Annotated in this window: 8 protein-coding genes and 1 pseudogene; 2 read left to right on the plus strand and 7 right to left on the minus strand. The window is 72.9% G+C overall.

The features are described from left to right. Window positions 1-141 precede the first annotated feature (141 nt). The 4 genes from hemW to lepA all read right to left on the minus strand — a co-directional run bounded on the left by hemW (window position 142) and on the right by lepA (window position 7357). The gene (gene hemW, locus ABD361_RS30085; protein ID WP_344440123.1) at window positions 142-1374 is read right to left on the minus strand and encodes a radical SAM family heme chaperone HemW; all 1233 of its coding nucleotides are present in this window, start codon (window positions 1372-1374) and stop codon (window positions 142-144) included. A gap of 27 nt (window positions 1375-1401) precedes the next feature. Then, window positions 1402-3267, minus strand: a complete 1866-nt coding sequence (locus tag ABD361_RS30090) for a SpoIIE family protein phosphatase (RefSeq protein WP_425583366.1) — start codon at window positions 3265-3267, stop codon at window positions 1402-1404. A 159-nt stretch (window positions 3268-3426) separates the two neighbouring features. Continuing rightward, complete coding sequence (locus ABD361_RS30095; RefSeq protein WP_344440125.1) at window positions 3427-5313, minus strand: AMP-dependent synthetase/ligase; 1887 nt, start codon at window positions 5311-5313, stop codon at window positions 3427-3429. Window positions 5314-5491: 178 nt separating this feature from the next. After that, window positions 5492-7357 (minus strand): translation elongation factor 4, encoded by a 1866-nt coding sequence (gene lepA, locus ABD361_RS30100; protein ID WP_344440127.1) that lies wholly within the window; start codon window positions 7355-7357, stop codon window positions 5492-5494. A 210-nt stretch (window positions 7358-7567) separates the two neighbouring features. Between lepA and rpsT the strand changes: the two genes are divergently transcribed. Further along, window positions 7568-7828: a 30S ribosomal protein S20 gene (gene rpsT, locus ABD361_RS30105; protein WP_344440129.1), complete on the plus strand. Its 261-nt coding sequence runs from the start codon at window positions 7568-7570 to the stop codon at window positions 7826-7828. A gap of 235 nt (window positions 7829-8063) precedes the next feature. On the opposite strand, the gene holA is transcribed toward rpsT, so the two are convergent. Then, window positions 8064-9053, minus strand: a complete 990-nt coding sequence (gene holA, locus ABD361_RS30110; RefSeq protein WP_344440131.1) for a DNA polymerase III subunit delta — start codon at window positions 9051-9053, stop codon at window positions 8064-8066. 54 nt (window positions 9054-9107) lie between these two features. On the opposite strand from holA, the gene ABD361_RS30115 reads away from it, so the two are divergent. After that, window positions 9108-9404 (plus strand): hypothetical protein, encoded by a 297-nt coding sequence (locus tag ABD361_RS30115; RefSeq protein WP_425583367.1) that lies wholly within the window; start codon window positions 9108-9110, stop codon window positions 9402-9404. A gap of 103 nt (window positions 9405-9507) precedes the next feature. Here the strand turns inward: ABD361_RS30115 and ABD361_RS30120 are convergent, their stop codons facing one another. Both ABD361_RS30120 and ABD361_RS30125 read right to left on the minus strand, forming a co-directional pair. Continuing rightward, on the minus strand, window positions 9508-10311 hold the full coding sequence (locus ABD361_RS30120) for an arylamine N-acetyltransferase family protein (RefSeq protein WP_344440135.1): 804 nt from the start codon (window positions 10309-10311) through the stop codon (window positions 9508-9510). Further along, window positions 10209-10967 (minus strand): annotated as a pseudogene (locus ABD361_RS30125) (ComEC/Rec2 family competence protein); the annotation flags it as partial. The gene ABD361_RS30120 and the pseudogene ABD361_RS30125, both read right to left, overlap by 103 nt. Window positions 10968-11088 lie beyond the last annotated feature (121 nt).

An 11088-nucleotide genomic window follows, 5' to 3' on the forward strand; every position in this document is an offset into this window, starting at 1 on the left:
AACGCCGGACGGGCTGAACAGCCCGTCCGGCGTTTGAGGACACCGGGCGCAGCCCGGTCCGGGGGGTGCTAGGGGGCGCAGCCCCGCTAGGAGACGGGGAGAGGGCGGGACCGGGGCTCGGCCCGCCGCAGGCGCCCCCCCCTAGTCCACCAGGTCCCGCACCACCGCATCGGCCAGCAGCCGCCCCCGCAGCGTCAGGGCCGCGCGCCCCGCCGCGTACGCCTCGGGCCTCAGGAGACCGTCCGCCAGGGCGCGCTCGGCCGCAGCCAGGCCCGCCGGGCGCAGGAGGGACAGCGGGCAGCCCTCCTCCAGCCGCAGCTCCAGCAGGACGCGTTCGACGCGGCGGTCCTCGTCGGTGAGGATCTCGCGGCCGGCGCCCGGTGAGCGGCCCTCGGTCAGGGCCTGGGCGTAGGCGCCGGGGTGCTTGACGTTCCACCAGCGCACGCCGCCGACGTGGGAGTGGGCTCCGGGGCCGGCGCCCCACCAGTCGGCGCCGCGCCAGTAGAGCTCGTTGTGGCGGCAACGGGCGGCTTCGGTGGTGGCCCAGTTGGAGACCTCGTACCAGGCGTAGCCGGCCGCGGAGAGGGTCTCGTCGGCGATGAGGTAGCGGTCGGCGTGCACGTCGTCGTCGGTCATGGGCACCTCGCCGCGGCGGATGCGGCGGGCGAGCTGGGTGCCTTCCTCGACGATGAGGGCGTAGGCGGAGACGTGGTCGGGGGCGGCGCCGAGGACGGCGTCGAGGGAGGCGCGCCAGTCGTCGTCGCTCTCTCCGGGCGTGCCGTAGATCAGGTCGAGGTTGATGTGGTCGAAGCCGGCTTCCCGGGCCTCGGCGACGCACGCCTCGGGGCGGCCGGGGGTGTGGGTGCGGTCGAGGATCTTCAGGACGTGCTGCCGGGCGCTCTGCATGCCGAAGGAGATGCGGTTGAAGCCGGCGGCGCGCAGTTCGTCCAGGTAGCGGGGATCGACGGATTCGGGGTTGGCCTCGGTGGTGACCTCGGCGTCCTCGGCCAGGCCGAATTCGTCGCGGAGGGCGGCGAGCATGCGGCCGAGGTCGGCGGCGGGCAGCAGGGTGGGGGTGCCGCCGCCGACGAAGACCGTCTCGACCGGGCGCGGGTCGTCGCCGAGCACCTTGCGGGCGAGGCGGATCTCGTCGGCGACGGTCTCGGCGTAGGTGTCGCGGGAGGCGAGCGCGCCGCCGGAGCCGCGCAGCTCACTGGCGGTGTAGGTGTTGAAGTCGCAGTACCCGCAGCGCGTGGCGCAGTAGGGGACGTGCAGGTAGAAACCGAGGGGCCGCTGCCCGGAGCCGGCGAGGGCGTGGTGGGGCAGTGCCCCGTCCTCGGGCATGGGCTCGCCGTCAGGCAGTACGGAAGGCATGGGGTCCATTGTCCGTCATGCCGGGGGTCACTCGGCCCGGAGCACCAGCAGGGCGAGGTCGTCGTCGGGAGGGGTGGGGGCGAAGGCGTGGACGGCGTCGCGGATGCGCCGGGCGACGCCTTCGGCGGTCAGGCCGGTGCAGGCGCTGAGGGTGGCGGCCAGGCCGTCGGCGTCGTCGAAGAGGCGGTTGCCGGCCTTGCGCTCGGTGACGCCGTCGGTGACGCACAGCAGGGTGTCGCCGGCGGCCATGTCGAAGGTCTGGCTGCCGTAGGCGACCTCTTCGACGACACCGAGCAGTATCTGCGGGGCGCCCACGGCCCGTACGGAGCCGTCGGGGCGCAGCAGGAGGGGCAGGGGGTGGCCGGCGCTGGCGAGGGTGCAGCGGACGCCGGAGCCGCCGTCGGTGCGGGGCGCGAGCTGCCCGTGGAGGAGGGAGAGGAAGCGGGGGGCGGGGCCGGGGGCGTCCTCGGCGGCCTCCTCGGCGAGCATGCGGTTGAGGCGGGTGAGCACGTCGGCGACGCCGTAGCCCTCCTTGGCCAGCAGGCGCAGCCAGGGGCGGACGAGGCCGGTGGTGACGGCGGCTTCGGGGCCGCTGCCGCAGACGTCGCCGAGGGCGAAGCACCAGCGGTCGTCGCCGGCGGCGAAGACGTCGTAGAAGTCGCCGCCGGCGGCGGTGTCGCCGCAGGGTTCGTAGACGACGGCCTTGTCGATGCCGGGGATGTGGGCGACGCCGCGGGGCAGCAGGCCGCGCTGGAGGATGGTGCTGATGGTGGCCTGGCGGGTGTACTGCCGGGCGGAGGCGAGGGCCTGGGCGAGGCGGCGGGCGAAGTCCTCGGTGAGGCCGGTGACGTCGTCGCCGAGGCCGGGGCCGGCGGTGCGGCCGAGCAGGAGGGTGCCCAGGGCCCGGCCGCCGGCGACGAGGCGGCAGGCGAGGGCGGGCCCGGGCGGGGTGCCGGCGGGTGCGGCGCCGGGCGGGTCCTGGCGGTAGGGCCAAGGGACGGGGCGGCCGGTGGCGGGCAGCAGGGGCGGGGCGTGCAGGAGGGCGGCGCGCAGGGGCTCGGTGCGGCGTTCGTCGGCGTGCCAGACGCAGGACAGGCGCGGGGCGGGGTGGATGGTGCCGGGGGCGGACTCGGCGTCGAGCCACACGGCGCACCAGTCGGCCAGCCGGGGGACGGCGAGCTGGGCGGCCAGCGAGGCGACGGTGTCCTCCTCGAACTGGCCGGCGAGCAGCTCGGAGGCCTCGGCGAGGAAGGACAGGGCGCGGTGGCGGCCGGCCTCGGCGGGCGGCCGGGCGGGGAGCTCGGGGCAGGAACCGGGGCCGAGGCTCTCGGCGACGCGCAGGTCGCGCAGGAGCGCCTGGTCGGAGAGGGCGGGCAGCTCGCCGGCGCGGTCGGGGCGGCTGGTGGGCAGGTGGAACCACACCGTCTTGTCGGTGCGGCGGTAGGCGGTGCCCCAGGTCTCGGCGAGCTCGGCGACCAGGCGCAGGCCGCGGCCGCAGTGGGCGGGGCCGTCGCGCTCTCCGGGAGCGGGGCGGCGGGCGCGGAACTCGCGGGTGGGGTGGTGGTCGGTGACCTCCACGACGAGGCTGCCGCCACGGGCCGGATCGAGGCGGCATTCGAGGTCGACGGAGGTGCCGGCGTGCACCACGGCGTTGGTGACGAGCTCGCTGACCAGCAGCGTGGCGTCGTAGGTGACCACGTCGTGGGCGTTCCAGCCGGCGAGCACGGTGCGGACGAAGCGGCGGGCGGCGGAGGGCGCGCGGGCGTCGCCGGGCAGGCTGGTGCGGGCGGTGGCCGTCTCGCCCGTGCAGCCGCCGGTGCCCTGCGCGCCCGCTCTGCGGGAGGGTGCGCGGGCAACCGGCGTGCCGTTTCCGGACGTTGGCGATGTCCTCACGGTGACGCTCCTGACCGCTTACGGCATAGTGCGGAATTCACCACCGCCAGAGTGACAGACGGGCGGTGCCCAGGTGCGCCGAGTTGGGCAAGTGGACGCTTTGGGAGTACGGCGGGCATGGGGCGCGAAGGACGGGGCAGGAGCCGCCGTCCGGGCCCCTCACGCCTCGCGTGCTCCTGCGTACATCTCCTCGATCAGGTCCTTGTACGTGCGCTCGACGACCGGCCGCTTGAGCTTGAGGCTGGGGGTGAGTTCGCCGTGCTCGACGTCCAGCTCGCGCGGCAGCAGGCGGAACTTCTTGATCGTCTGCCAGCGCTGCAGGCCCTCGTTGAGCCGCTGCACGTAGCCCTCGACCATGGCGTGGGTCTCGGGGGCGGCGACCACCTCGGCGTACGGCTTGCCGGCCAGGCCGTGGTCCTTGGCCCAGTCGAGGACGGCGGGGCCGTCGAGGGCGATGAGGGCGGTGCAGTAGTTCCGGTCGGCGCCGTGTACGAGGATGCTGGAGACGAACGGGCACACGGCCTTGAAGCGGCCCTCGATCTCGGCGGGGGCGACGTACTTGCCGCCGGAGGTCTTGATGAGGTCCTTCTTGCGGTCGGTGATGCGCAGGTAGCCGTCCGGGGAGAGTTCGCCGATGTCGCCGGTGTGGAACCAGCCGTCGGACTCCAGCACCTCCGCGGTCTTCTCCGGCTGGCGGTGGTAGCCCTCCATGACGCCGGGGCCGCGCAGCAGGATCTCGCCGTCGTCGGCGATGCGCACCTCGGTGCCCGGCAGGGGCTTGCCGACGGTGCCGGTGCGGTAGGCGTCGCCGGGGTTGACGAGGTTGGCGGCGCTGGTCTCGGTCAGGCCGTAGCCCTCCAGGATGTGGATGCCGGCACCGGCGAAGAAGTAGCCGATGTCGGGGGCGAGGGCGGAGGCGCCGGAGACGCAGGCGCGCAGGCGGCCGCCGAACGCCTCGCGGATCTTGGCGTAGACGAGGGCGTCGGCGACGCGGTGCTTGGCGGCGAGGGCGAAGGGGACGGCCTTGCTGCCGGTGCGGCGGTAGTTGTCCTGGGAGACCTTGGCGTACTCGCGGGCGACGTCGGCGGCCCAGCGGAAGATCTTGTACTTGGCTCCGCCGGCGGCGCGGGCCTTGGCGGCGACGCCGTTGTAGACCTTCTCGAAGATGCGCGGGACGGCGGCCATGTAGGTGGGCCGCACGACCGGCAGGTTCTCCACGATCTTGTCGATGCGGCCGTCGACGGCGGTGATGTGCCCGACGGCGATGTGGCCGGTGGTGAGCACCTTGCCGAAGACGTGGGCGAGCGGCAGCCACAGGTACTGCACGTCGTCGGGACGCACCAGCTCGGTGGCCTCGATCGCCCGGGACATGTACGACCAGGCGTCGTGCCGCAGCCGTACGCCCTTGGGGCGGCCGGTGGTGCCGGAGGTGTAGATGAGGGTGGCCAGCTGCTCGGGGCGCAGGGCCTCGATGCGCTCGCGGACGGCCTGCGGGCGGCGTTCGAGCAGGGCGGTGCCGCGCTTCTCGAGGTCGGCGAGGGAGAGGACCCAGCCCTCGGGGTCGCCCTCGGCGGGGGTGGCGTCGGCGGCGTCGATCACCACGACGTGGGCGAGGCCGGGCAGCTCGGCACGGCGCAGCCGGGCCTTGGCGAGCTGGGCGGCGTCCTCGGCGATCAGGATGCGGCACTCGGCGTCGGCGAGCATGAAGGCGGTCTCGTCGGCGTCGGTGCTGGGGTAGACGGGGGTGGTGGCGGCGCCGGCGCACATGATGCCGAGGTCGGCCAGGATCCACTCGACGCGGGTGGCGGAGGCCAGGGCGACGCGCTCCTCGGGGAGGATGCCGAGGTCGATGAGGCCGGCGGCGACGGCGAAGACGCGGTCGGCGGCCTGGCGCCAGGTCAGGGCGGCCCACGTGTCGGGCCCCTCGCCGGTGGCCGGTACGGGGTAGCGGTAGGCCTCCGCATCGGGGGTGGCCTCGACCCGGTCGAGGAAGAGGGTCGCCACGGAGGGCGGCCGGTTCTCGATCAAAGCCTGCGTCTCGGTCACGGCATCCTCCGGGGCCCGCCTCGTTGCTGGTGACTCGCGAGTAACCTTCGAGCAGTGATCAGGGTAGGCCGGAAGAGCCCGTCGCGTAAGAGTGCGGAACCGGCTGATCAAGGGCCGGCCGGCGGAGGGGCTCCATGACGCCGTGCCCCGGCCGGGAACCCGGCCGGGGCACGCGCTGTCACTTCTTACCCTTGTCACCCTCGTCGCTGGAGAGCACCGCGATGAAGGCGTCCTGCGGCACCTCGACGCTGCCGACCATCTTCATCCGCTTCTTGCCCTCCTTCTGCTTCTCCAGCAGCTTCCGCTTACGGGAGATGTCACCGCCGTAGCACTTGGCGAGGACGTCCTTGCGGATGGCGCGGATGGTCTCGCGGGCGATGACGCGCGAGCCGATGGCGGCCTGCACCGGCACCTCGAAGCTCTGCCTCGGGATGAGCTCCTTGAGCTTGGCGACCAGCCGCACGCCGTACGCGTAGGCCTTGTCCTTGTGCGTGATGGCGGAGAAGGCGTCGACCTTGTCGCCGTGCAGCAGGATGTCGACCTTGACCAGCTCGCTGGTCTGCTCGCCGGTGGGCTCGTAGTCCAGGGAGGCGTAGCCGCGGGTCTTGGACTTCAGCTGGTCGAAGAAGTCGAAGACGACCTCGGCGAGCGGCAGGGTGTAGCGGATCTCGACGCGGTCCTCGGAGAGGTAGTCCATGCCGAGCAGCACGCCGCGGCGGGTCTGGCACAGCTCCATGATCGAACCGATGAACTCGCTCGGGGCCAGGATGGTGGCCCGCACGACCGGCTCGTACACCTCGGCGATCTTGCCGGTGGGGAACTCGGAGGGGTTCGTCACCGTGTGCTCGACGCCGTCCTCCATGATCACGCGGTAGACCACGTTGGGCGCGGTGGCGATCAGGTCCAGGCCGAACTCGCGCTCCAGGCGCTCGCGGATGACCTCCAGGTGCAGCAGGCCGAGGAAGCCCACGCGGAAGCCGAAGCCCAGGGCGGCCGAGGTCTCCGGCTCGTACACCAGTGCGGCGTCGTTGAGCTGGAGCTTGTCGAGGGCGTCGCGCAGCTCGGGGTAGTCCGAGCCGTCCAGCGGGTACAGGCCGGAGAACACCATCGGCTTGGGGTCCTTGTAGCCGCCCAGCGCCTCGGTGGCACCGCCGTGCAGCTGGGTGATGGTGTCACCGACCTTGGACTGCCGCACGTCCTTCACGCCGGTGATCAGGTAGCCCACCTCGCCGACGGACAGGCCGTCGGCCGGGACCATCTCCGGCGAGTTGGTGCCGATCTCCAGCAGCTCGTGGGCGGCGCCGGTCGACATCATCTTGATGCGCTCGCGCTTGCTCAGCGTGCCGTCGACGACCTTCACGTACGTCACCACGCCGCGGTAGGCGTCGTAGACCGAGTCGAAGATCATCGCGCGGGCGGGCGCGTCCTTGACGCCCACCGGGGCCGGGACGGTCGCGACGACGCGGTCGAGCAGCGCCTCGACGCCCATGCCGGTCTTGGCCGACACGCGCAGCACGTCCTCCGGCTCGCAGCCGACGAGGTTGGCCAGCTCCGCGGCGAACTTCTCCGGCTGGGCGGCCGGCAGATCGATCTTGTTGAGGACCGGGATGATCGTGAGGTCGTTCTCCATCGCCAGGTAGAGGTTGGCGAGGGTCTGCGCCTCGATGCCCTGGGCGGCGTCCACCAGCAGGATGCAGCCCTCGCACGCGGCCAGGGACCGGGAGACCTCGTAGGTGAAGTCGACGTGGCCCGGGGTGTCGATCATGTTCAGGATGTGGGTGGCACCCGCACCCTCGCCCTCGGTGGGCGCCCAGGGCAGACGGACCGCCTGGGACTTGATCGTGATGCCGCGCTCGCGCTCGATGTCCATCCGGTCGAGGTACTGCGCACGCATCTGCCGCTGGTCGACCACACCGGTCAGCTGGAGCATCCGGTCGGCGAGCGTCGACTTGCCATGGTCGATGTGCGCGATGATGCAGAAGTTACGGATCAGAGCCGGGTCGGTACGGCTCGGCTCGGGCACGTTGGTAGGGGTCGCGGGCACGCAGGATCCATTCGGTGACTTCGGCGTGTGAACGCCAGTCTCGGCGGGAGTCGGATATACGACGCCTCCATGGTCCCATGACCGGCGGCCTCGGTCCGGTTTGGGACGCCGGGGCGCGTACTGGTAGCCTGGCTCACTGTGTCTTGTCGTGCCCTCTCATCACGCACACGGCACATGATCGAAATCCAACGAACCTGAAAAGGCTCTTTCGTGGCGAACATCAAGTCCCAGATGAAGCGGAACAAGACCAACGAGAAGGCGCGCCTGCGTAACAAGGCCGTCAAGTCCTCGGTCAAGACCGCTATCCGCTCGGCCCGCGAGGCCATCGCCGCCGGCGACGCCGAGAAGGCCGTTGCCGCCGTCCGCCTGGCCAGCAAGAAGCTGGACAAGGCCGCGAGCAAGGGCGTCATCCACAAGAACGCCGCCGCCAACAAGAAGTCGGCGCTGGCCAAGCTCGTCTCCGCCAAGTAAGGCCGGACGACACAGTCTGATCGCCGGCTACGGACTCAGCGGACCCTCTCAACCGCTCCGGACCCGGCACCCCCGCCGCACGCGGCCGTTCGCCACGCGGGTGCGGCACGAGCCACTTGAGGCTCAACGATCCACCCCGGAGGCCCGGTGCCGCCCTTTCCCCAGGGCCGGCACCGGGCCTCCGGGCGTTTCCTCGACCAGTAGGGCCGAGACCGGTAGGGCCGAACGCCGCGGGTCAGCGGCCGCCGCTGCGGGCGGCCCGGGCCACGGCGACCACGGCACGCTCCAGGGCGTACTCCGGGTCGTCGCCGCCACCCTTCACCCCGGCATCCGCTTCGGCGACGGCGCGCAGCGCCGCGGCGACGCCGTCCGCGGACCAGCCGCGCATCTGCTGGCGCACGCGGTCGATCTTCCAGGGGGGCATGCCCAGCTCCCGGGCCAGATCCGCCGGCCGGGCCCCGCGGGGGGCCGAGGCCAGCTTGCCGATGGAGCGGACACCCTGCGCCAGGGCACTGGTGATCAGCACGGGGGCGACGCCCGTCGCCATGGCCCAGCGCAGCGCCTCCAGCGCCTCGGCCGCCCTGCCCTCCACGGCCCGGTCGGCGACCGTGAAGCTCGACGCCTCCGCCCGGCCGGTGTAGTAGCGGGCGACCACGGCCGCGTCGATGGCGCCCTCGATGTCCGCGACGAGCTGGGAGCAGGCGCTCGCCAGCTCCCGCAGGTCGCTGCCGATCGCATCGACCAGCGCCTGGCAGGCCTCCGGCGTCGCCGAGCGGCCCACCGCACGGAACTCGCCGCGAACGAACGCCAGCCGGTCGGCCGGCTTGGTCATCTTGGGGCAGGCCACCTCGCGCGCCCCCGCCTTGCGGGCCGCGTCCAGCAGCCCCTTGCCCTTGGCCCCGCCGGCGTGCAGCAGGACGAGGGTGATCTCCTCGGCCGGCGCGGTCAGATAGCTCTTGACGTCCTTGATCGTGTCCGCCGACAGGTCCTGCGCGTTGCGGACGATCACGACCTTGCGCTCGGCGAACAGCGACGGACTGGTCAGCTCGGCCAGCGTCCCCGGCTGGAGCGCGTCGGGGGTCAGATCCCGGACGTCGGTGTCGGCGTCGGCCGCCCGGGCGGCCGCGACCACCTCCTGCACGGCGCGGTCGAGGAGGAGATCCTCCTGCCCCACGGCGAGCGTGACGGGGGCGAGCAGGTCGTCGGGTGCAGTCTTCCTGGCCATCGGGAACAGCATCCCATGCCCCAGTGACAGACCCCCTCGTACGCCCGTGATCCCATGCCGCACAATGGGCGGGTGACCAGCGCTTCCTCCTATGTCTCCACGTCATCAGAACCCCTCCGGCACCTGCTCGTGCTGCCCGACCGCGACGCCGCCGAGGAGGCCGCGGACGAGGCCGGCCGGCGCTTCGGCCTCGACGAGGACCCCCAGATCGTGCGCGAGGCGCTCGCCGGCGAGGACGACGCCGAGGACGCCCAGTGGCTGGTGGTCCTCGAGGACCCCGACGGTGACCTCGACGTCGCCGCCCTGCGCGAGCTCGCCGACGAGTACGACGGCTGGCTCGAGGTCGAGTGACGCGTCGGCTGCCGCCGTGGGGGCCGGGGGCGCAGCACGGCACTTCGTCTGCGGGCGCGTCGTGGCCTGTCGCGCAGTTCCCCGCGCCCCTACGGGGCGCCCCCTAGGCCAAGGGGCGAACCTCCGGTATGCGCTCCAGCTCGATGCCGAAGTGCTCCCGGTACGCGGGCAGCACCTCCTGATCGGTCAGCGTCCTCTCCTCCCGGCCACCGGGGCCGGAGACGATCAGCGTCCGTCCGGCGAGGGTGACCCGCCCGCCGGAACCGGTCGGCCGGGAGCACAGCACCGACCGGGTGAACGGCGACTGCGGCGACGTACGGTGCCACCAGCTGCCGCCCTCGAAGTCGGCCAGCTCCCGCGGCCGCCGCTCCAGGCGGTACTGCACCTCCCCGTTCCTGACGACGTCCAGGTCACCCTCCTGCGTCTCCACGAGCCGGAACACCCCCGACGGGTCCGTCTGCTCGCCGCGCTCGGCCAGGCGCAGCGGCACCTGGCTGTTGCGGCCGAAGCCGACGTCCACCAGGAACGACTCCGTCCCTTCCGAACTCTCCCCTTCTCCCTCGATGTCCACCTGCAGGGCCAGGTGGTCGAAGGGAATGCCAAAGCCTCCTTCCGGGCCCGCCACTCGGCCCGCCAGCAGGCTCACCCGGTAGCCGAGCGCCGTCAGCAGTTCGGCGAAGGCACCGTTGAGCTCGTAGCAGAAGCCGCCCCGCACCCGCCGCACCACCTTGTCGACCAGGGCCGCGCCCTCCAGGACGATCTCCTCTCCCAGATGGATGGAGAGGTTCTCGAAGGGCACCGCGGTCACGTGGCACAGGTGCAGCTCACGCAGCGCCCCGAGGGTGGGGGCGACCGGGCGGCGGGCCCCGATGCGCTCGAGATAGGCGTCCGTATCCGTTGTGTGCATGGCAGCTTTCTATCCCCCGTCAGGAACGGCCGGAGCCCCGGGGCCCGGCGCCTCCGGCGTACGCGGCCGCTCGTCACCGCCGTCGTGGGGCCCGTGACCGCGAGGGCCCCGTCGGTGTCGGTGCGCAGGACGACCGTGCCGCGCTCGCGCAGCGCCCGCACCGTGCGGTCGGCCGGGTGCCCGTACGGGTTGCCGGTGCCCACCGAGATCAGGGCCAGGCGCGGGGCGAGCCCGGCAAGGAGGCGGGGGTCCTGGTGGGCGGAGCCGTGGTGGGCCACCTTGACGACGTCCACGGGCGGCAGGCCGGGGTGGGTCTCCCACAGCTCCTGCTGCGCGGGCGGCTCCAGGTCGCCCAGCAGCAGGAGCGTGAGCCCCGAGCTGCGGACGAGCAGCACGACGCTGGCGTCGTTGGGGCCGTCCTCGGCCACGGCGGACGTCCCGGCGGCCGGTGGCCACAGCACCTCCCAGGACAGCTCTCCCCAGCGGCGCCGCTCCCCCGGCACCGCCTCGACGACGGGCACCCGGGCCCGGGCGGCCTCGCGGGCGACGAAGGCCGCCCGCCCCGGCGGGTCGGCGAAGGCCGTCGTCTCGACGGCGCCCACCGCCCGCCCGTGCAGCACACCGGGCAGGCCGTCGACGTGGTCGGCGTGGAAGTGATCTTCGCGCTGAGTGTGTCTCATGAGACATGTCGTGTGAAGCAATCTGTGTCCTTGAGCAGGGTGTTAGCGGCGCTGGCGGGGGCCGCGGGGGCGGATGGGCGTGATGGCGGTTGAGACC

Origin of the sequence: Streptomyces luteosporeus, from assembly GCF_039532865.1 — a bacterium.
GTDB classification, from domain to species: domain Bacteria; phylum Actinomycetota; class Actinomycetes; order Streptomycetales; family Streptomycetaceae; genus Streptomyces; species Streptomyces luteosporeus.